At 56.3% G+C, this 19779-nt stretch carries 23 protein-coding genes; 17 read left to right on the forward strand and 6 right to left on the reverse strand.

Going from position 1 to position 19779, the window contains the following annotated elements; translation table 11 throughout:
• Positions 1-2: 2 nt before the first annotated feature.
• Both QFX31_RS06455 and metG read right to left on the reverse strand, forming a co-directional pair.
• Complete coding sequence (locus tag QFX31_RS06455; protein WP_348531297.1) at positions 3-1706, reverse strand: ATP-binding cassette domain-containing protein; 1704 nt, start codon at positions 1704-1706, stop codon at positions 3-5.
• A 19-nt stretch (positions 1707-1725) separates the two neighbouring features.
• Entirely contained in the window at positions 1726-3735 is a 2010-nt protein-coding gene (gene metG, locus QFX31_RS06460; RefSeq protein WP_348531298.1) for a methionine--tRNA ligase, read from the reverse strand.
• Positions 3736-3886: 151 nt separating this feature from the next.
• Between metG and QFX31_RS06465 the strand changes: the two genes are divergently transcribed.
• From QFX31_RS06465 to QFX31_RS06475, 3 genes are all read left to right on the forward strand, one after another.
• Complete coding sequence (locus tag QFX31_RS06465; protein WP_348531331.1) at positions 3887-4279, forward strand: ArsR family transcriptional regulator; 393 nt, start codon at positions 3887-3889, stop codon at positions 4277-4279.
• Positions 4280-4534: 255 nt separating this feature from the next.
• A complete protein-coding gene (gene ftsZ / locus QFX31_RS06470; protein ID WP_296609969.1) occupies positions 4535-5641 on the forward strand; it encodes a cell division protein FtsZ in 1107 nt (368 codons plus the stop codon).
• 23 nt (positions 5642-5664) lie between these two features.
• A complete protein-coding gene (locus QFX31_RS06475; RefSeq protein ID WP_348531332.1) occupies positions 5665-5976 on the forward strand; it encodes a winged helix-turn-helix transcriptional regulator in 312 nt (103 codons plus the stop codon).
• Positions 5977-6038: 62 nt separating this feature from the next.
• Here QFX31_RS06475 and QFX31_RS06480 read toward each other — a convergent pair whose 3' ends face one another.
• A complete protein-coding gene (locus tag QFX31_RS06480) occupies positions 6039-6188 on the reverse strand; it encodes a hypothetical protein (RefSeq protein ID WP_348531299.1) in 150 nt (49 codons plus the stop codon).
• Between the two features lie 157 nt (positions 6189-6345).
• Complete coding sequence (locus QFX31_RS06485; protein ID WP_348531300.1) at positions 6346-7137, reverse strand: hypothetical protein; 792 nt, start codon at positions 7135-7137, stop codon at positions 6346-6348.
• Between the two features lie 373 nt (positions 7138-7510).
• Here QFX31_RS06485 and QFX31_RS06490 point away from each other — a divergent pair, with 373 nt between their 5' ends.
• The 14 genes from QFX31_RS06490 to QFX31_RS06555 all read left to right on the forward strand — a co-directional run bounded on the left by QFX31_RS06490 (position 7511) and on the right by QFX31_RS06555 (position 17295).
• Positions 7511-8386, forward strand: a complete 876-nt coding sequence (locus tag QFX31_RS06490; protein WP_348531333.1) for a sulfurtransferase — start codon at positions 7511-7513, stop codon at positions 8384-8386.
• 4 nt (positions 8387-8390) lie between these two features.
• On the forward strand, positions 8391-9743 hold the full coding sequence (locus tag QFX31_RS06495) for an MBL fold metallo-hydrolase (RefSeq protein WP_348531301.1): 1353 nt from the start codon (positions 8391-8393) through the stop codon (positions 9741-9743).
• Positions 9744-9746: 3 nt separating this feature from the next.
• Positions 9747-10163, forward strand: coding sequence for a CoA-binding protein (locus QFX31_RS06500; RefSeq protein WP_348531302.1), 417 nt, complete (start codon positions 9747-9749; stop codon positions 10161-10163).
• Positions 10164-10286: 123 nt separating this feature from the next.
• The gene (locus QFX31_RS06505; protein WP_348531303.1) at positions 10287-11036 is read left to right on the forward strand and encodes an anaerobic ribonucleoside-triphosphate reductase activating protein; all 750 of its coding nucleotides are present in this window, start codon (positions 10287-10289) and stop codon (positions 11034-11036) included.
• Entirely contained in the window at positions 11033-11581 is a 549-nt protein-coding gene (locus QFX31_RS06510) for an AAA family ATPase (RefSeq protein ID WP_348531304.1), read from the forward strand. Before QFX31_RS06505 ends, QFX31_RS06510 begins: the two co-directional genes overlap by 4 nt.
• A 161-nt stretch (positions 11582-11742) precedes the next feature.
• A complete protein-coding gene (locus QFX31_RS06515; RefSeq protein ID WP_348531305.1) occupies positions 11743-11901 on the forward strand; it encodes a hypothetical protein in 159 nt (52 codons plus the stop codon).
• Positions 11898-12350, forward strand: a complete 453-nt coding sequence (locus tag QFX31_RS06520) for a hypothetical protein (RefSeq protein ID WP_348531306.1) — start codon at positions 11898-11900, stop codon at positions 12348-12350. The genes QFX31_RS06515 and QFX31_RS06520 overlap by 4 nt, the downstream gene beginning before the upstream one ends.
• Entirely contained in the window at positions 12332-12883 is a 552-nt protein-coding gene (locus QFX31_RS06525) for an imidazoleglycerol-phosphate dehydratase (protein ID WP_348531307.1), read from the forward strand. The genes QFX31_RS06520 and QFX31_RS06525 overlap by 19 nt, the downstream gene beginning before the upstream one ends.
• A gap of 382 nt (positions 12884-13265) precedes the next feature.
• On the forward strand, positions 13266-13724 hold the full coding sequence (gene cobZ, locus QFX31_RS06530) for an alpha-ribazole phosphatase CobZ (RefSeq protein ID WP_348531308.1): 459 nt from the start codon (positions 13266-13268) through the stop codon (positions 13722-13724).
• Positions 13725-13741: 17 nt separating this feature from the next.
• The gene (cobS, locus tag QFX31_RS06535) at positions 13742-14482 is read left to right on the forward strand and encodes an adenosylcobinamide-GDP ribazoletransferase (RefSeq protein WP_348531309.1); all 741 of its coding nucleotides are present in this window, start codon (positions 13742-13744) and stop codon (positions 14480-14482) included.
• The gene (locus tag QFX31_RS06540; protein WP_348531310.1) at positions 14482-15075 is read left to right on the forward strand and encodes an NTP transferase domain-containing protein; all 594 of its coding nucleotides are present in this window, start codon (positions 14482-14484) and stop codon (positions 15073-15075) included. The genes cobS and QFX31_RS06540 overlap by 1 nt, the downstream gene beginning before the upstream one ends.
• Before the next feature lie 6 nt (positions 15076-15081).
• The gene (locus QFX31_RS06545; protein WP_348531311.1) at positions 15082-15447 is read left to right on the forward strand and encodes a hypothetical protein; all 366 of its coding nucleotides are present in this window, start codon (positions 15082-15084) and stop codon (positions 15445-15447) included.
• A 296-nt stretch (positions 15448-15743) separates the two neighbouring features.
• Positions 15744-16511 (forward strand): hypothetical protein, encoded by a 768-nt coding sequence (locus tag QFX31_RS06550; RefSeq protein ID WP_348531312.1) that lies wholly within the window; start codon positions 15744-15746, stop codon positions 16509-16511.
• Positions 16512-16563: 52 nt separating this feature from the next.
• Complete coding sequence (locus tag QFX31_RS06555) at positions 16564-17295, forward strand: metallophosphoesterase (RefSeq protein WP_348531313.1); 732 nt, start codon at positions 16564-16566, stop codon at positions 17293-17295.
• A gap of 12 nt (positions 17296-17307) precedes the next feature.
• On the opposite strand, the gene QFX31_RS06560 is transcribed toward QFX31_RS06555, so the two are convergent.
• Both QFX31_RS06560 and QFX31_RS06565 read right to left on the reverse strand, forming a co-directional pair.
• Positions 17308-18627 (reverse strand): right-handed parallel beta-helix repeat-containing protein, encoded by a 1320-nt coding sequence (locus tag QFX31_RS06560; RefSeq protein WP_348531314.1) that lies wholly within the window; start codon positions 18625-18627, stop codon positions 17308-17310.
• Positions 18628-18631: 4 nt separating this feature from the next.
• A complete protein-coding gene (locus tag QFX31_RS06565; protein WP_348531315.1) occupies positions 18632-19708 on the reverse strand; it encodes a pentapeptide repeat-containing protein in 1077 nt (358 codons plus the stop codon).
• Positions 19709-19779: the final 71 nt, after the last annotated feature.

The following is a 19779-nucleotide window of genomic DNA, read 5'->3' on the forward strand; positions in this document are numbered from 1 at the left end:
TATCAATGCTCCTTCAGGTACTCCGCGCCGCATCTCTCGACGAAGATATCGCACACCTCTGCAGGATCCCCATCCGCAACTATCTCTCCGTTCTCGAAGAGGATCGCACGATGTGCAACCTCCTTCACAAGGTCCACGTGGTGGCTTACGATGATTATCGTTGTGCCGTACCTCGCCTGGATCCTCTTCATGGCATTCGCCACATCTCTCAAAGTTATCGGATCTATATCCCCGAAGGGCTCATCCAGTATCAGTATGCTCGGATTCGCAGCGAGCAGTATCGCGAGCGATGCCCTGACGCTCTCCCCGCCGCTGAGCTGCTCCGGGTACTTGTCCAGGACAGAGGTGTCCAGGTCCATGATCCTGAACACCGGCTCCGCAAACCTCCTCGCCTCTGTATCAGGGAACTTCGGGAAGAGCTCTGATAGAACATCCCTCTCCACACCCAGCCTCTCAAGAACTGCCTTCGCCTCGTCCTCACGCATATCTGTGAGCGTGTATAGCATGTCCAGGACGCGATCGCTTATCCCTATCTCTGCGGCGACCTCCCTCGCGTACTCGATCACATGCTGCCCCTTGACTCCGAGCTTGTACGCTATCTGCTCCAGTATGGTCTCGTGGGGCATCAGGGCGAACTCCTGGTACATTATGCCGAGCTTTCTCCTGATCTCCATCCTCGTTGGCGAGTATGTGGTTATGTCGACCCAGCCATCCTCGTGTCTGTAGTAGATATGGCCATCATCCGGCATCCGGAGGCCCTCGATCATCGTGAGCAGCGTGGTCTTGCCCGCGCCGCTCGATCCTATTATGGCAGTCGTCTCCCCGCGGTTTATGTTCAGCCTCAGGTTCGAGATCCTGAGAACCTCGCCAGTTCCAACGAGATAGTTCCTCTTGAACAGACGTCTCACCAGTATTTCCGCCTCCGGCCGCTCCGGCCTCTGCGGAAGCGGCACTGCCGGACCGATCTTGGAGAGAAACATCCTGAGGACCTCAGACGGCTCGCCGATGGTCCTGATGGAACCTCCATCGAGCCAGATCAGGCGATCTGCGAGGTACCTGTGTATCTCTGGCAGATGCGATACAACAAGCGTTGTCAGTCCGAGCTCCTCGTTGACCTTCTTTATTGTGTCCAGGACCTCCTGCTTCGTTTTCGGGCAGGCCATTGTGGCAGGCTCGTCGAGCAGGAGAAGCCTCGGCTTTTTGGCGAGCTGTCTCGCTATCAGCAGTCTCTGCTTCTCCCCGCCGCTCAGGATCGTTGCGAGATGGTTCGCCTTGTGCCCCAGGCCGACGAGCTCCAGGAAACCCCTCGCCTCCTCGTAGTACTCCTCGTATTTCGCATCCTCGGGTATGGGAAGAGCCTCGTAGCCTGTCTCTCTGGAGTACACACGCCTCACGACGTTCTTTATCGCGGACTCTGTCCAGAGACCGAACTCACGCTGGAGGTGTATCGCTGTTATCCTTCGCTGCTGCATCCTGACGTCCTCGCTGGACTCAGGGGTGATCTCGAGGCCGTCTATGACGATCCTGCCAGCATCGAAATCCTCTATGCCTCTGAGAATCCTCATGAGGGTGCTCTTGCCACCGCCGCTCTTCCCGACGATACCCAGGATCTCACCCTCATCTGCGCTGAAGCTGACATCCTTCAGAGCGAGAACCTTCCGCCCCTTCACATCGTATGTCTTGCAGACTCCCTCGACCTCAAGCATCCTTCAACACCTCAGCGAATTACCTGATCCCGGATCCAGCTGGAACCTCTCTATCAGGCTTGAGAAGCACAGCATTTCCATTTATGTCTGCCGCAAGCAGCATCCCCCTTGACTCCACGCCGAATATCTTCACAGGCTCAAGGTTTGCGACAACCACGACCTGCCTGCCCACGAGCTCCTCTGGACTGTACATCTTCGCGATCCCAGCCACAATCTGGCGCCTCTCGCCTATATCGACGATGAGCCTGAGGAGCTTATCAGATCCCTTTATCCGCTCCGCCTCGAGAACCGTGCCAGCCCTGAGGTCGAGCGCCTTGAAATGGTCGAACGGTATCAGTGGCTTCTCCTCCTTCCTCTCCTCAGCACCCTCTGCCCTGCGGATGCGCTCCCTGAAGATCTCCTCCAGCCTCTTCACAGTCGAGTCCTCGATCCTGCTGAAGAGTATCTTCGGGGTGCCCAGAGCCTGACCCTCAGGTATGGGCTTGACCGCATCTCTGAACTGTATGTCATCAAGAGAATCCATACCGAGCTGGCTCCATGCAACTGCCATCTTCGACGGCATGAACGGCTCCATGAGTATGATCATCGCCTTCGCCATCTGGAGACAGTTCCTGAGGACAGAGCCGGCTGCCCTTCGATCAGAGCGTATCAGCTTCCAGGGCTCGTGCGACTGGAAGTACGTGTTCGCATAATCCGCGAGCGAGAGCACGGCATCCGAGGCCCTCTTGAACTCGTACTCCATAAGCGATGTGGACACATCCTCGACGCTCGCCTCTATCCTCTTCATGACCTCTGGATCCAGGTCCCCATCCGGAACCCGCCCGTCGAAGTTCTTCACCGCGAATGTCACGGCCCTGTTCAGGAAGTTGCCGAAGGCGCCCACGAGCTCTGTGTTGACCTTCTCCTGCAGGATCTTCCAGGAGAAGTTCACCTCCTTGGTGTGGGAGGTGTAGCTTGCCAGGTAGTATCTCAGATAATCGGGCTCAAGACCCTGATCGAGGTAGTCGTCCTTCACCCAGACAACATATCCGCGGCTCTTCGAGAACTTCTTGTCATCGATCTTGAGCATGCCGCTCGCGACGACATCGCTTGGGAGCGTGTAGCCAGCGCCCTCGAGCATGGCGGGCCAGAAGATGCAGTGATGGTAAATTATGTCGCCGCCTATGAAGTGGATTATCCGGCTCTTCCCGCGCCAGTATCTCTCCCAGGGCACGCCATGCGATCTGCACCACTCCTCTGTGAATGAGATGTAGCCGATGGGCGCATCGACCCAGACGTAAACGACGAGATCCTCGCTCCCCGGAAATTTGACGCCCCAGCTCATGTTTCTAGTTATGCACCAGTCCTTGAGCTCCTGCCGGACCCACTCAAGAGCATAATTTCTCGCGCTGACAGTGCCGCCTAGCCTCTGGAGGTAATCGAGAAGGAAGTCCCTGAATGCGGAGAGCCTGAAGAAGTAGTGCGTCTGCTTTCTGTACTCCGCCCTGGAGCCGCAGATCTTGCATACCGCGTCCTTGATCTCCCCGGGCTCCAGGTGTCTCCCGCAGCCCTGATCGCACTCGTCCCCTCGCGCTGGCACACCGCAGTAAGGGCATATTCCCTCCACATATCTATCAGGGAGAAACCGCTCGCATCTAGGACAGTAGGCCAGCTCGATCTCTCTGGGATAAACATGCCCCCGCTCCATCAGGGCCCTCACAATCTCCTGAGTTCTGTGATGGTTCGATGGATCATCCGTGCATCCGAAGTAGTCGAACCTGACGTTGATGCTCCTGAAAACATCCTCGAAGTGTTTGTGGTAGAATTCCACAAGCTCCCTGGGGCTCATGCCCTTCGACTCGGCATTGACCACTATGGGAGTGCCATGGGCGTCTGATCCGCAGATGAAGAGGACATCGCGGCCCATCCTCCTGAGAGCTCTCACGAATATGTCCGCAGGCACATATGTTCTCAGATGGCCTATGTGGGCCGGACCGTTCGCATAGGGCAGACCACATGTAACCAGAATGGGATCGTTATCTGTGGGCAACTATGAACACCTGGCTCCAGTATTGGGCTAAGGGAGATATAGGTTTTCCTTCAGCAGTGGGTGAATGACAATCCCCCGCAGCGCGCGTTACAATTAATTTCCACGAAACATATATATATTGAACAATCTTGTATCTCCTGTGGTGATGGGGTTGAAAAAGGTACCACTGCCCGATCCCAGCGATGAGCAGGAGGAGTTTTCTTCCATACTGATGGAGATCGGCCTCAGGAGAAACGTCGCCAAGGTTCTCACGTATCTCGCAGGGGTGGTCGAGGCGACATCGAGGGATATAGAAACGAACTCCGATCTGAGGCAGCCTGAGGTTAGCATAGCCATGCGAGAGCTCCGGGAGCTGGGGTGGATCTCCGAGAGGGACGAGAAGAACCCGGGGAAGGGCAGGCCCTACAGGATCTACAGGCTCGAGAAGAGCGTCGACGAGATCATAAAATACCTGGAGGATCAGAAGCTGCAGGACATTGAGAGGACCATGCGCCAGATAGAGCGCCTGAAGGAGCTCAGGAGTGCGGGGGCTCGCGGGGCTTAGCTCCATGCAGCGAGGACGGATCGCATGCAGATAAAATATCATAAAGATCGATTGCGATCGTGACAGGCACTTGCATGGCATGCATTTCGATTACATATAAAAATTATAACCTAACGCATAATAGTTTTACCACACATCAGCAAGACGCTGTTAAATGCCACGTGGATATATTATCCGTGTAATCACAGCCTCACTATCAAAAAATCTATATACTAATTGCACAGTAAAAGTAGACAAGCACGTAGAGGGGATGGCATGAAGTCCATAATCGACGAGGCCCTGAGCAGGGCCGAGCGGGAGGGAAGGGCTGAGCCCACAAGCGCCACAGACGAGGATCTGGTCTCGATCCTCGAGGGGCTCACCACAGTCATAAGGGTGATAGGCTGCGGTGGAGGGGGATCCAACACCATAGACAGGTTATCTGAGGCGGGCATCCAGGGAGCTGAGCTTTATGCGATAAACACAGATGCCCAGCACCTTCTCCACATCAACGCCGACCGCAGGTTCCTGATCGGCAGGAGGACGACCAGAGGTCTGGGAGCTGGAAGCCTGCCTGCCATCGGGGAGGAGGCCGCTCAGGAGGATATCGAGCAGATAAAGGCTGCTGTACAGGGCGCTGACATGGTGTTCATCACATGCGGCCTTGGTGGAGGAACGGGAACAGGTGCGTCGCCGGTGGTTGCTGAGGCCGCCAGGGAGGCCGGCGCACTCACCATAGCGATAGTGACTCTTCCGTTCAGCGCGGAGGGCTCGATAAGGATGGCGAACGCAGAGGCGGGGCTGAAGAGGTTGAGGGAGTCGGCGGACACGGTCATAGTCGTTCCGAATGACAAGCTCCTCGAGGTCGCGCCAAATCTCCCCCTGCAGGCAGCGTTCAAGGTCGCTGACGAGGTCCTGATGAGATCCGTGAAGGGGATAACGGAGCTAATCACCAGGCCAGGGCTGATAAACCTTGACTTCGCAGATGTCAAGACCGTCATGTCTCACGGCGGCGTGGCGATGATAGGCCTCGGAGAGGCAGATGGGGAGGAGAGGGCCCGGGACTCGGTGATGAGGGCCCTGCGCAGCCCGCTGCTGGATGTGGATGTATCCGGCGCCACGTCTGCGCTTGTCAATGTCGTTGGCGGGCCGGACATGACCATAGCCGATGCAGAGATGGTCGTTGAAGAGGTCTACAGCAGGATCAACCCCGATGCGAGGATCATATGGGGCGCTCAGATCGATCCTGAGCTCAAGGGCACGATAAGAACAATGCTTGTGGTGACAGGTGTCTCATCCCCGCAGATACTCGGCAGGGACGAGGGAAGGCGCGTGGTATCGAAGCACGGGATCGACTTCCTGAGCAGGCGCGCGCGGTACTGAGCCAGAGGGCGTGAAGATCGATGTTGTCCGAGAGGGTGACCAGCGAGCTTGAAATGCTCAAGAGGCATCTGACGATCCTGAAGTGCGTGGTGGAGAACGAGCCCATAGGCATACTCAAGCTGGCAGAGGAGACGAAGATACCGAGCCACAAGGTGCGCTACTCTCTCAGGGTTCTCGAGCAGGAGGGGCTCATAGCAGCCTCTGCTCCGGGGGCGATCACCACCTCAGCGACCGGTCCGTTCCTGGAGGGGCTGGATGCGATGATAGATGAGATAGTGAAGGCGACTCTGGAGCTCAAGCGCATCGAGATGCCACGCAGGCGCAGGGAGGCCTGACTCAGAGAGACCAGCAGCGCTATCTCTCTGACCGTAGGTTTAAACGAAACAGCTCACCGAGCTCAGCGCTTCGACTGGAGCTTCGGCTGGAACATCCTCATCGGGCACCGGTCAGAGTCCCTGCCCGCCTGGGTCTCGCTTCCCAGAGTTGTGCACATCCCCTTGATTTTATCCATGGGCTGGTAGAACCTGCAGTCTCCACACGTTGGCATATCGATCTCCAACTATCACCGACGATATAAAGGTTCATCCCGGCGCGCTATGATATGCGCACCGGTGTCGTGGCATGTCAGGTTGAACCCGGGCAGACTTCCGGTTGCGGGACTGCTTTCGTCATGCTTCCCCCGGAGTCAGCTGGATTTGCTCAGATCAGATTCTAAGCGTGTACGACCTCCCTGCGGCGAAGTATCTCGTCTGGACGTAGCGGTAGCCGCCCCTGTAGACCGCGATCTTGTGGTTCATGTTGCCCAGAACCGTGAAGCTGATGGTGCCATCGATCGCGCCATCATCGACATCTCTGTATCTATACGTATCATCGACAACGACATCAAACCCCCTGAGCGCACCTGAGGTGACTGTGATCAGGGCAAGACCGGCGTAAGCCGGAGGAATGTATCTGCCGCCGGTGACGTCAATGATAACAGCGCTGCTCGGGAGGTTGTCCTTCACAAAGAGCAGTATGTGCCGTCCCGGTGTATCACCGTAGAATCTCAGATAGCTGTATGTGCTGAACCAGTACCTCCTGGTGTTCGTGCTTCCGCTCGGGTATATCTCGATGAGGTCTCCTGGTCCTGCATAAGGCGTTGTCGCAACCAGTGAGACCGTGCCGCCCAGAGGGCAGGTCGTGTACTGCCTCCAGAAGCGACCATCTGCGATCCAGAGCGTGTTCGCGCCTGATATCATCGGCCTGTACGAGGAGAAGCTCACCGCCGTGCTTCCAAAGTAGACGGCCTGAGGCTGATTCTGCTCCAGATCAAAGCTCATGAGCGCCTCTGGGGCAGAGTCGCTGGCAGGCTGCCCCCCGCTTACGCCCTGCGCATACGATACCTCCCCTGAAATCGGTATCTCTCCATCAATCTGCCCTTCGATCCACTCCTCGGCCAGCCCGCCTGAGAGCAAAAGCGAGAGAAGGACAGGAACAAGCATCTTCCACGGTAGCATGATATGTGATTATAATTTTATGTTATAAAAATTTTTTGTGACTTTTCCAGGTTCTTTGGTCCCGGAACCCCTGCGCCCTCATCGTATTATTTCCCAGAGATACATCGGTCGTCTGTCCGCTCCTGAAGGATGAATTGGGATCATCCAGCGTGCATGGCCTCCAGGTTGCTGTGTGTATGAGCAAAATCCAGAATTTATACACCCAATCGTCCTTTGCGAGAAATCGTAACACTGCAGTGAAGCTGAACCGTAAGGTTCGGTTGTTGTCAAAGTTTTCAGGACCGAACACCAGCAAATCGGCCCGCGATACATTGAAATAGAATCCTGTAAAAAACTATGCTGCTGTTCTGTTGCAGAGTGGGGTTTGAGTTCCATGAGAGAGTATCCGTATCCCTCAAAGAGCGAGGTCAGATGGGTATCTCCGGAGTGGCTGGACGAAAACATGGATGATGTGCGAATAATTGATGCTCAGCCGAATGTGCACGACTACATAATGGGCCACATTCCAGGGGCTGTTTACATGAACGAGGGCCTCCTCAGGGCTGCACGCAGAAGGCAGCCTGCCAGCTTCGTGCCTGCAGAGTCGATAGAGGCTGTGTTCAGAAGCATTGGGATATCTGGAGATATGCCGGTGGTTGTCTACAGCGGCCCAGGCGTTTACAGCAAATGCACCGCAGGGCTGGGCGATGGCCTGGAGCAGACGATGGTCGCGTACGCGCTCGTGCGCTTCGGCCACCGCATGGTGCACATCCTCGATGGCGGAATAGAGGGATGGATGGAGTCCGGCCGGAAGCTGACGAAGGAATTTCCTGACGCCCAGGAGAGCGGATTCAGAGCGGAGATAAGGCGTGAGCACTTCGTGGAGATGGAGGAGCTCAAGAGCATGATGGGGAGGGATGATGTTATAATATTCGATGCGAGGCCGACGCCATCGTATGAGGGCCAGGCCGTGTGGATCAAGCCCGGGCACATTCCCGGCGCACACAGCCTCCCATGGAGGCGGCTGATGACAGAGAAGAACAGCCGCCTTCTCAGAGATGATGAGGAGCTGCGGTCTCTGGTGAGCGGCTTCGACCTCGAGGGCAAGAGGATAATCGTATACTGCGGAACAGGCAGAGAGGCCACAAACGAGTATCTCTTTTTCAGATACTATCTCGGACATCCAGATGTGAGAATCTACGAGGGATCCTTCACAGAGTGGTCCTCCTACCCAGAGAACCCGACGGTCACAGGCCCCAATCCGAGGTGAGATCGTGCTCTTTGAGAGGATCGTCTCCGAGGGTCTGGCGCATTACTCGTACATCGTGGGTGACCGCGGAAGCGCGGTTGTCATAGATCCGAGGCTGGACTGCGACGTGTATGTTGAGATCGCCTCCAGAAACAGCATGCGCATAACAGACATCCTGGAGACGCACAGGAATGAGGACTACGTAATAGGCTCTGTGGAGCTCTCCGCCCTGACGGGAGCATCCATCTGGCACGCGGATCCTGAGCTCGATTACAGGTACGGCGCGCCCGCCAGAGATGGGCAGGTATGGATGATAGGCTCCTGGCAGATCGAGGCGATATCAGCGCCAGGACACACGCTCGGCTCGATGTCCTATGTCCTTAAAGATCGATCCGGAGTTCCGCACGCGGTCTTCACCGGAGACGCGCTCTTCGCAGGAGATGTCGGGCGGGTTGATCTCCTCGGGATGGACCGCGCTGAGGAGCTCGCTGGCATGCTCTACGAGAGCATCTTCCAGAGGATACTACCTCTGGGTGATGGAGTGCTGCTGTGTCCGGCGCACGGTCCGGGCTCTGTGTGCGGGTCTGCGATAACCGACCGCCCATGGACTACGATAGGGTTGGAGCGTCTCCACAACCCGAAGCTGAGGGCAGGGAGCAGAGACGAGTTCGTCAAAAGTGCTGCTGCTGAGCTAGAGAGGCCCCCGTACTTCAGGCGGATGGAGGAGCTGAACATAAATGGTTACAGGCTCAGGAGACGCGCGGTACCTCCACTCTCCCCGGAGGAGGTCGCAGACGCGCTCGATGAGTGTGTGATTCTCGATACCAGATCTGAGGTGGCTTATGGCGGTGCCCACATACCGGCATCGCAGTTCATATGGATGGATGGGCTCTCCGCACTCGCAGGATGGTATCTCTCTTACGATAAGCCGGTGATCCTGGTGGGCGATGAGATCGACAGGGCCACTAGAATCCTCATGCGAATGGGCTACGATGATATCTCCGGATACCTTGGGGGAGGAATGCTGGCCTGGCATATGTCAGGACTGGAGAGCAGCTCTGTAAGAACCGTGACAGTCCAGGAGCTATGCAGGCATCTGGACCAGGGCGGCCAGGCATGGATACTGGATGTGAGATCGGATGAGGAGGTGTCAGGAGAGAGAATTAGTGGGGCGCATCACATCCACGTCACACAGCTGCCCGGCAGGATGGAGGAGGTGCCGAGGGAGAAAGCGGTCTACATATTCTGCGGCAGTGGCATGCGCTCCATGGTGGCGGCATCGTTCCTGAAGAGGCATGGATGGAGAAACATAGCTGTTGTTCTCGGAGGCCTGGCGGGCTGGAAGAGCGTGACGTGCCCTGTTGTGAGGCGGGTGTGATCCGTGCCCATTCTGAGGGGTGATGAGGAACTGGAAAAGGTGCTGAAGGGGTCCAGGACCGTGGCGGTCCTGGGCGCATCCACAGATCCCCGCAAACCCAGCTTTTTCGTATCGCTTGTGGTAAGGACTTACGGCTTCAGGATGTTCTTCGTCAACCCGGACCATGCGGGAGAGGAGATCCTCGGGGAGCGCGTCTATGCATCACTCAGAGATGTGCCGGTGGACATAGACATAGTGGATGTCTTCAGGAGGCCGTCTGCGGCCCGTGATGTGGCGGAGGAGATCAGGGCGAAGGGCTGCAGGACCGTCTGGTTCCAGCCAGGGACAGAGGACATGAGAGTGGCAAGGGAGCTCGCAGATGAGGGATTCAACGTTGTGGTGGGCCGCTGCATGAAGGTCGAGTGCAGAAAGCTTCTGTGAGGGGCTGGATGGGGCTGTATTTGCAGTCTGCTACGAGGATAGGCGCAAGAGCGATAACTTCAGGAGATCCAGAGTCATCAACCAGGCTGCAGGTGTCGGAGAAATATCAACGCTAGGATCCAGATGGCGATGATGGTGAACCTCGGCGGCATCGTTCCACTCTCCACGGTCGACTGGCCCGGAAGGGTCTCCGCAGTGATCTTTCTGAGAGGGTGTTCATTCAGATGCCCGTTCTGCCAGAATGCGGAGCTCCAGAGCGGCTGGACACCTGTGGATATCTCAGAGCTGATGGAGCGTTTGTTTCCGAGAAGGGGTTCAGGCCAGAGCATACTCCATGAGTTCAGCGGCTCTCTGGGCATCGACTCTGTCGTTCTCTCGGGGGGTGAGCCGCTCGCGCAGGGTGAGGCAGCCCTTGCGATCGCACGGCATGTAACAGCACGCGGCCTAGATCTGGGGGTTGAGACGAACGGTTACCATCCGGAGGCACTGGAGGCCCTGATATCAGAGGGATATCTTGGCATGGTCTTTCTCGACATCAAGGCAGCTCCTAGAGAGGATGCGTATCTGAGGGCCACAGGGGTCATAGACGCTCTCCCGCGGGTTCTCCGGAGCATGGATGTGATAATGCAGCACGACACACCCTTCGAGATAAGGATCACGGTCTTCCCAGGGATGCCCTCAGAGGATGAGCTGAATGAGATCTTTGATCTTCTGCAGCGCCTCAAGCCCCGCTCCCTCATATCGGTCGTCCTGCAGCAGGGGATCCCTCCGCGCGGCGGGTTCGAGCCCGTGTCCGAGGAGAATCTCAGGAGGCTTGCGCAACCGTTAAAGTTTAACGTAAGGATCAGATCCGTGAGGAGGAGCGTTCCTTGAGGATCATCGGGTTCGTGGGAATGCCCGGCTCCGGAAAGAGCGTGGCATCTGATGTGGCGCGGGAGATGGGCATCAGGGTCGTGGTTATGGGTGACGTGATAAGGGCGGAGGCCAGAAGAAGAGGACTGGAGCCGACGGATGCGAACCACGGGATGGTCGGGGATGATCTCAGGAGATCAGAGGGGGAGGATGCGATCGCTAAAAGGTGCCTCGAGGGTGTGAGCAGGGATGAGACGATCGTGGTCGATGGAATAAGGAGCGTTGCAGAGGTGGAGCACTTCAGATCGGTGGCGGATCGGTTTCATCTCATCGAGATATTCGCCCCTCCGGATCAGAGGATGAGGAGAATCGCATCCAGGGGCAGGCCTGATGACAGTAACTGTGAGAACATCTCTGAAGCGATGGAGAGGCGCGATGCCCGGGAGCTCGGCTGGGGGATGGGCGAGGCGATAGCTGCAGCGGAGATGAGAATATGCAACGACTGCCCCCTCGAAGAGTTCAGGGAGCGCATCAGGGCGGTTCTGGAGGAGCTCTGCAGGTCGTGAACATCACTAAAAGCATGACTTCCGTACATCGTCGAAGAACCACTGAGGTCTCCAGGCCAGGACTCCCCAGATGTGGCTTCCCTGAACAAGGAGACCCCCTTATCTCCACTCCCGCAAGTTAAATATGTTTGCAGCAAACAGATCCCTGGAGGTGAGATCGAATGTGCACAGTTGGAGGCGGTCCGGATCTCGGCGCGATAGAGGAGGGTATTTCCGCGAAGGATTACATATGCCTGGACTGCGGGAACAAGTTCAAGGGTATGGGCAAAAGGCCGATGTGCCCCTCATGCAAATCCAGAAACGTGAAGCTCGAGAGATGAGGATCAGTATCGCAGATGATGAGATAGCGTACCTCCGTGGCAGCACAGGAACGCTCGCACTGGCCAGAACGCTTGGCAGGCATTTCTTTCTTGAGACCGAGCAGGAGGAGATCGTCTTATTCACAGATCCGGACGATCTGATAGTCGCATCATCATTCGGCACCGGCGGGACGGTTGAGCGGGGGTTGAGGTGCACGATATTCCACATCCGCGAGCTCGGCTCCCCGCTCATAGTGCTCCCGAAGGGCCATCCGGCGTCCCCCAGGCTCAAGGTTGTCGTATCAGTGGGACGGAGGACGCGTGTGAGCTGCAGAATACAGCCCGGAACCCATCCGGAGCAGGATGTGCTCTGCGGGGCTGAGGAGATGGACGGGCTTGAGATCCACGGAACAAACGATGGTGCAGAGATCATCGGGTTTGATGGGGAGGTATGCATAGAGAAGCTATGACGCTATCAGCACGCCGAACCACACTCGAGACGGACGTGGATGCTCGCATCGATCTCCATGGCAAAGGGGAGGCCGAGGTCTCCACAGGCGTCGAGCTTCTTGATGACATGCTCAGGATACTAGCAGCATCTGGCAGTTTCGATATCAGGATCAAAGCCAGAGGCGATGCTACAGGAGATCACCATCTCGTCGAAGATGTCGGGATAACCCTTGGGAGATGCCTTTCAGCAGTGAAGAGCGGCACCGGCAGCGCAGTGGTTCCTTACGGGGACTGCACGGCTCTTGCTGCAGTGAGCTTCGGCTCTACTGGATTTAAAGCGAATCTGAACCTCTCCGCGAAGAACATCGGCGGAATGGCTCTGGAGAATCTTGAGCACTTCATGAGATCGATGGCATACAGCGGGTCGTTCACGCTTCACGTTATCACAGATGGCGGCGATGACAGAGAGAAGATAGTCTCATCGATGAGGGCTCTCGGAGTTGCGCTCAGAAATGCGATAAGAGATGGCGGATTCGAGGAGAGGATTCCCTGACTTTGATGTTCGGGTCTGTGCCTGAATCACTGAATGGAATTTCCGGAGTCAGCACCCACTAGCACATCAGATCACAAATCATGCAGTGCCACTTGCTGCTGGGGTCGGTGATCAGAGCACACAACCGATGTTCGGGTCTCATTTGAACTCCTTCTGCGCGCTGAGCGTTTTCTCTTCAAGCTCAAATTTCGCGGTCTGGAAGCATCTTGTAACTCAGCATCACCGGCCGAAAGATGGAAATCCTGGATTTTAGTGTCTGAGAAAGCATAACGAATAGATGCATGAGTCTGCAGCTTTGAGGGATGCATGGCGAAAGGTGCTGCCTGGCGCAGCTGTTCTTAGGGACGGCTGGAGTTCTCGCCACCCTGCAGCAGGAGGTATTATGAGGGATATCGTGGATGTTCTCAGGGAGGAAGGTATAACAGTTGACGATATAGTCGCGACCGCTCTGGAGCTTTACGTCCCGCATCCGGGCGTCGAGACCCGCGAGAAGGCGGATGCTGTGTTCCGGAGAGAGCTGCAGATAGCGCTCTCGGATCCGAACCTTGCCCTTCTCATATACGCGGGGGTTCTTCTGGAGGAGAGGGGGAGGATGAGGATGCTCCCGAACCTGAGAGGAGAGGACTACGAGAGGGATCTCACATATCTCATAGCAGATGAGGTGCTGGGGATGAGCATAGCGAAGTACATCGGCGGGTACAAGGGGACGTTCGAGTATGTCAGATACGACAGGGCAAAGCCCGGGATCCTCGCAAGGCTCGGGCCGTTCATGGACGATGTGATCGGCGGTCTCATCGGTGGCGTCTCCTCGAACATGTACACCAGGGCGGGATTCAGCTGAGGGATCTGCTCTTCGCGATGAGATCGGGCTTCGGATTTCTCTCCACGATACCTGTGGGGATATCCATGGAGGGGATCGAGGCACTGATGAGGCATGTATATGTCTTTCCTGTAATTGGAATGGCACTCGGCCTGATCTTCGCAGCCGTGGCATATCTTCTCGGCCTCTTTCTGCCCGGGGATATCACCGCGATCTGCATCCTGATCGCGATATACTGGGTCTGCGGCATAAATCACATAGACGGCCTCGCAGACTTCGGCGATGGTGTGACCGCGCACGGGAGCACCGAGAAGAAGATCAGGGCGATGAAGGACGTGAACCTCGGATCTGGAGGGGCTGTGTTCGTGATAGTAACCCTCCTCGCGCTCTTCTCCGCGATCAGATCCATGGATAATGCGGTTCTGCCAGCCGCCCTTGTCGTCTCTGAGATATCAGCAAAGCAGTCAATGCTGGCGTTTGCGGCATTCACAGAGCCGTTTCATTCAGGCCTGGGCCAGATCATGATAGACAGGACGGGAAAGAGGGAGTTCATCATAGCGCTGATCATCTCCTCAACTGCATCCGCTTTGATATTGAAGACAGCCGGGCTGATCATGCTGATCTTCTCCATAATATCAGCGCTCTATCTGGCGCGTGTCTCCAGGAGAAACTTCGGCGGAGGATCTGGTGATGGCATAGGCGCATCGAATGAGATCGGCAGGGCTGTAGCGCTGTGCTCAGCACTCGTGCTGGGGGTGAGGGGCTGGACTGTGTTTTGATGGCCGGTGGCAGGGGCACCCGGCTCGGGATGGGCGAGAAGCCGATGGTCCGGCTCTACGGAAGACCGCTGATCGATTATGTCGTATCGGCTCTCAGACCATCGGTGGAGAGGATAATTGTGGCCACCACCAGTGCAACACCCGAGACAAGAGTATGGTCTCTGGAGAAAAATCTGGAGGTTGTGGATACCTCGGGGTCAGGCTACATTCCAGATATGATAGAGGCTGTGGAGAGATCGGGGATATCCGGACCTGTCATGGTGATTATGGCAGATCTCCCTCTAATCACAGAGGAGATCGTAAGAGAGGTGATTGGTGTGTATGAATCCAGGCCAGAGCCCGCTCTTTCCGTCCACACTCCACTGAGCCTGCACAGATCTCTCGGAAGAAGGCCTGACGTGATCTTCAACTACATGGGCCAGCTCATAGTGCCGGCAGGCGTGAACATTCTCACGGGCTCGAGGATCTCAGAGGAGCAGGAGGATTTCCACCTCATCATGAGCAGGATCGAGCTCGCGATCAACATAAATACACCTGAGGATCTCAGGATCTGCGAGGGCATCATCAAAAGACGCATGGAATCCGCAGGGTGATATGGCTTGAACGAGGAGATCATCAGCATAGATGGAGCGGTCTACAGGATCTCAGAGCTTGAGCTTCTCACAGGCGAGAGAAATCCAGAGAACGTAAAGGACTACATACTCCTGCTCGCAAAGGTGCTTCAGAACCCGATGAGGCTTCCGGAGCTGCTCAGGGAGTTCTGCACGCTGAGAAACACGCTCAGCGATCCCGAGAAGGAGGAGCTGCGCATGGCACTGCTCAGGGTGCAGATAGACAGCGAGCTCAGGATGCATGAGGACATCCTGCGCTTCCAGCAGAGGCGCTATGTGGCCCAGGTGATAGAGATTCTCATCTTCAAGGAGCTCCTGCTGGCACCGAAGGAGATAGAGGCCGACTTCGAGTGAGTTGAGACGGGACGCATCTAGAACAACGAGTCACGTACTTGAATCACTGAATTGAAATACAGGAATCGGCATCCACAGGCACAACAGATTAAAATCATGCGATGCCACATGCTGCTGGTTCAATGATCTGAGCACACGACCGAACAGCACTCATGATCTGCCAAGGCGGTTTGCCCACACTCTGGGGCTGCCCTTCAACGCGGCTGTGGCATAGATGCGCAGCACCGCTTTGGCGAACGCTGACATGACACTTCAACCTGAGGGAACTTTTTTCAGCAGGATGCCTATCTGAGATCATGGGCCAGTTTGTCGTAACGCCGGCGGCTGGAAAACGTCTGATCGCCAGGGCGGTTGCTGCGCATCCCGCGGTCCGCGAGGCGATGCGATCCGGCACTTTGGTTATCGTCGCAGGAACCACGAACGGTTACGTGGCAGAGGAGCTGCTTGATCACATCGGCCAGAGGGATGGATTCACGAGGCAGAGATTCTTCAGGGGCATCACGCTTCCTCCCTGGAAGGAGACCACGGAGACGGGCCGGATTCCAGATGAACGCAGCTTCCCGGGGGATGTGGTCATAACAGGAGGGGAATGGAGGAGGGGTCTGACGCTCTTTGATGTTGTCGATGGTCTCTCAGAGGGTGATGTGATAATAAAAGGCGCGAACGCTCTCGACCTCAAACGCAGGCAGGCCGCGGTCCTCGTCGGGCATCCGAGGGGAGGAACGATTGTTGCCGCGCTCCAGGCCGCAGTTGGTCGAAGGGTCGGGCTTATGATACCCGTGGGCCTCGAGAAGCGCGTCGATGCGGATCTAATGGATCTCTCGCGAAGGCTGAACGCGCCTGGATCGAAAGGCCTGCGCCTTCTTCCAGTGCCCGGTGAGATAATAACTGAGATCGATGCGATACGCATGCTCACAGGCGCAGAGGCTGAGATCATGGCAGCTGGCGGCGTCTGCGGGGCGGAGGGCAGCGTGTGGCTGCATGTGCATGGAGATGGAGAGGAGGCTGCCTCAGAGCTCATCAGATCGATCGCCTCTGAGCCGGCCTTCGATCCCTGCCTGTAGCCCTGAGGTGTATGCTACACAGCAGAGGTCCAGAGCATATGGGTGGGTTCGTGTGAGGTTTCTCCCGGTCGCAGGAGAGGCTGTCCTCATTGCAGAGGGCAGACACAGGGTTATGGTGGTCGCAGATGTTCATCTTGGCATCGAGTACGAGCTTTGGCTCGGAGGTGCGAACGTTCCGAGCCAGACCGGAAAGCTGCTCAACCATCTTTTAGCCCTGATGAAAGCACATGAGCCAGACAGGCTGGTCGTGCTCGGCGACCTGAAGCACAACGTTCCCAGAACGAGCTGGCAGGAGCGGGTCGAGGTGCCGGATTTTCTCAACGCGCTATCCCAGATCTTGGAGGTCACCGTGGTCCCGGGAAATCACGATACAGGTCTGCGGGATCTTGCGGGAGGAGCAGAGGTGTGCGAGCCTGAGGGCACGGTGATCGATGGAATCGGCTACTTCCACGGCCACACCTGGCCAGGCCCCGAGGTGCTCTCAGCTAAAAGCCTCGTCACCGCTCACCTTCACCCATCGATCAGGCTCGTGGATCCCCTGGGGGCATCGAGGAGCGAGCGGGTTTGGGTCAGGGCATTCTCGAACGAGCACGGAAAAGAGATCGTGGTCATGCCTGCCTTCAACCCGCTCTGCGGCAGCCTGCCCCTGAACGAGATGAACGATGAGAAGGGGCCGATCATGAAGCTGGTTGATCTGAGCCGTTCCATGATATACCTTCTCGACGGCACATATCTGGGAAGGCTTGGAGAGATAATTGCAACTCAGAGGTACAGAAAGAGATGAGCAGAAGGGTTCTCATATGGCCAGGCCCTTAGCGTATGCAGGCACGCATCCGGGGATAGGCCACACGAACCTCACATACATGAACCCTTCATCCCAGGAGCTCAGCGGGAATCTGTCCATGCTGTTTATCTCCTCGCCGCTAGGTATTTCATACGCACCGCATAACTCCTGGCAGACGTGATCGCTGTAGTAGTTGCCCTCGCTGCCGTTGTCCCAGATGTTCCTCCCGTAGTGCACCGAGCCATCCAATGCGCTCTGCCTGTTATCGATCATAGCGTTGTGGTAGAGCGTGTTGTCCGTGCTGTAGATGTCCAGATGAATGCCCACACCATTCATCACCACACGGTTGCCACGGATGGTATTGTTTTCAGAGCGGGATATGTCTATGCCCACCGCGTTGCTGTGCACAGTGTTTCCGATCACCATGTTATCCTTTGATCCCTCTATCCTCACGCCCGCCCCATGGTTCTGGCTTGCGTTGTTCTTATGAACTGTGTTACAGCTGCTCTCATCTGAGATGATTATGCCGTCCTCCACGCTGCCCTGTACTCTATTGCCGGATATCAGGTTGTTTGTTGCACGCTCTGTTTTTATCCCAAAACCGTTTCCAATGAGGCTGTTCCCGGAGATGTTATTTTCGTATGACTCTATGACCTCTATGCCGCACTCTTCACTGCCATAGATGGTATTGCCCTCTATCATATTCCCGCTGGACATGTTCAGCAGCTCTATCCCTGCGCCACGGGTCATCGAGATGTTGTTACCTGAGATCATGTTGCTGGAGCCCTCCACCTCCATTCCGTCATGGACGTTCTCGAGAAGCGCATTGCTCTCTACTACATTACCATCACCGTACACTATGATTCCACAATCATCGTTTGCGCTGATTCTGTTCCACTTCACTGTGCTGTTGCTGCCCAGGATCTCGATGCCTGCAAAGCTGTTTCTGGTTATGCTGCTGTTAATGATGGTGTTGCCGGCACCTTTTATCACCACGCCAGATCCGTTGCACAAGCTCACGTTGCAGCCCTCGATCCTGCTGCCATTTGACTCGATGGTTATTCCGGAACCTCGGATGGTGATACCGCTCAGAACCACGCCATCTGCAAGTATGGTGATGCCTCCCGGAGGCTCAATTATCGCATTTTCTGGCCCTCTGATGGTCACCGTTTTGTTTACGATCAGGCTCTCGCGGTATGTTCCTGGCTGGAGGTAAATTGTGTCTCCATCTGATGCGGAACCGAGCGCATCTGCTAAAGATCCCGTGGGCCGAACATCGATATCTGCAGCACTGGCAGATATAGCGAGCAGTATGAGGACTATAAACCTCATGATCTCACCCGCTCAGGTCGGACTTCAGGCGGTCGTCCATTGTGGCGCGATCGAGATTCGCCTTTTTGAGCGATCTCAGCGTGAACTCATCGTACTCGATGTTCCGCAGGCTTGCACCGCTCAGATCCACGTTGGTCATCTCGACCATGTGCATCGTCACATCGTTCAGCACCGCACCTGCGAGGTTTGAGTTTGTGAGGAAGACCGTGTCCATCTTTGCCTTCTTTATCTGCACTCCACGCATATCGATGTCCCTCAGATCCAGGTTGAACAGCGATGTCTTGTACAGGTTCGCGCCGCTCAGGTTAACTCCAGTCGTCTTCACAGAATCAAGCACCACCTCTGAGACGTCCGCGCCTGCCAGGTTCGCCCCGCTGAGATCAGCATAGCGCATCCTGCAGCTGCTCAGGTCCGAGTCCCTCATATCTGCCTCAGTCAGGTCTGCATAATCCAGGCTGGCCCCCCTCAGATTTGCGCCAGCCATTCTTGCCCTCATCATGTATGATCGCGTGAAGTCTGAGCCGCTGAGATCTGTGCCTGTCAGATTCGCTCCGTAGAGCTCGGCCCTGGAGAACTGGCTCTCCTTGAACCTGCCATTGCTCAGGTCAGCCCAGCTAAGATGTGCGCCGACGAAGTTCGCATGGCTCAGCGACGCACCGGAGAAGACCGCGCCTGTCAGATCCGTGCGGAAGAACCTAGTGCTCGTCATCTCTGCATCCGTCAGAGAGACATCATCCATCATGGCCTCCGTGCAGTCTGCCATTGTCAGATTTGCATTGACAAGAGTTGCGCCGCTGAGCCGCGCGTTCCTGAGCTTCGCCCTGGAGAGATCCGAGCCGTTGAGGTTCGCACCGCTGAGATCCGCCATGCTCAGGTCAGCGCCTGCCAGCGACGCCCCCTCGAGGTTTGCGTTGACAAGCCATGCGGATCTCAGATAGGCTCCACTCAGGTTCGCGCCCCTGAGATCCGCGCCCGTCAGGTCTGACTGGTTGAGATGCGCACCGCTGAGATCCCGGCCGCGCATGTCGGATAAGCGGAGATCCGATCGATCGCAGATATCCAGTGCACATGCAGTACTCATTAAAATCGTAAAAATTATTATCATTTTATAACCTGGGCTCATAATACCTCCTGGGCGAGGAATGCATTTGG

Origin of the sequence: Methanothrix sp. (genome assembly GCF_030055635.1) — an archaeon.
Taxonomy (GTDB): domain Archaea; phylum Halobacteriota; class Methanosarcinia; order Methanotrichales; family Methanotrichaceae; genus Methanothrix_B.

Coding starts and splice junctions, on each gene's coding strand:
- QFX31_RS06455 (WP_348531297.1), bottom strand. CDS start 1,706: ATGCTTGAGGTCGAGGGAGTCTGCAAGACATACGATGTGAAGGGGCGG.
- ftsZ (WP_296609969.1), top strand. CDS start 4,535: ATGAAGTCCATAATCGACGAGGCCCTGAGCAGGGCCGAGCGGGAGGGA.
- QFX31_RS06480 (WP_348531299.1), bottom strand. CDS start 6,188: ATGCCAACGTGTGGAGACTGCAGGTTCTACCAGCCCATGGATAAAATC.
- QFX31_RS06485 (WP_348531300.1), bottom strand. CDS start 7,137: ATGCTACCGTGGAAGATGCTTGTTCCTGTCCTTCTCTCGCTTTTGCTC.
- QFX31_RS06490 (WP_348531333.1), top strand. CDS start 7,511: ATGAGAGAGTATCCGTATCCCTCAAAGAGCGAGGTCAGATGGGTATCT.
- QFX31_RS06505 (WP_348531303.1), top strand. CDS start 10,287: ATGGCGATGATGGTGAACCTCGGCGGCATCGTTCCACTCTCCACGGTC.
- QFX31_RS06515 (WP_348531305.1), top strand. CDS start 11,743: ATGTGCACAGTTGGAGGCGGTCCGGATCTCGGCGCGATAGAGGAGGGT.
- QFX31_RS06520 (WP_348531306.1), top strand. CDS start 11,898: ATGAGGATCAGTATCGCAGATGATGAGATAGCGTACCTCCGTGGCAGC.
- QFX31_RS06525 (WP_348531307.1), top strand. CDS start 12,332: ATGCATAGAGAAGCTATGACGCTATCAGCACGCCGAACCACACTCGAG.
- cobZ (WP_348531308.1), top strand. CDS start 13,266: ATGAGGGATATCGTGGATGTTCTCAGGGAGGAAGGTATAACAGTTGAC.
- cobS (WP_348531309.1), top strand. CDS start 13,742: ATGAGATCGGGCTTCGGATTTCTCTCCACGATACCTGTGGGGATATCC.
- QFX31_RS06540 (WP_348531310.1), top strand. CDS start 14,482: ATGGCCGGTGGCAGGGGCACCCGGCTCGGGATGGGCGAGAAGCCGATG.
- QFX31_RS06550 (WP_348531312.1), top strand. CDS start 15,744: ATGGGCCAGTTTGTCGTAACGCCGGCGGCTGGAAAACGTCTGATCGCC.
- QFX31_RS06560 (WP_348531314.1), bottom strand. CDS start 18,627: ATGAGGTTTATAGTCCTCATACTGCTCGCTATATCTGCCAGTGCTGCA.
- QFX31_RS06565 (WP_348531315.1), bottom strand. CDS start 19,708: ATGAGTACTGCATGTGCACTGGATATCTGCGATCGATCGGATCTCCGC.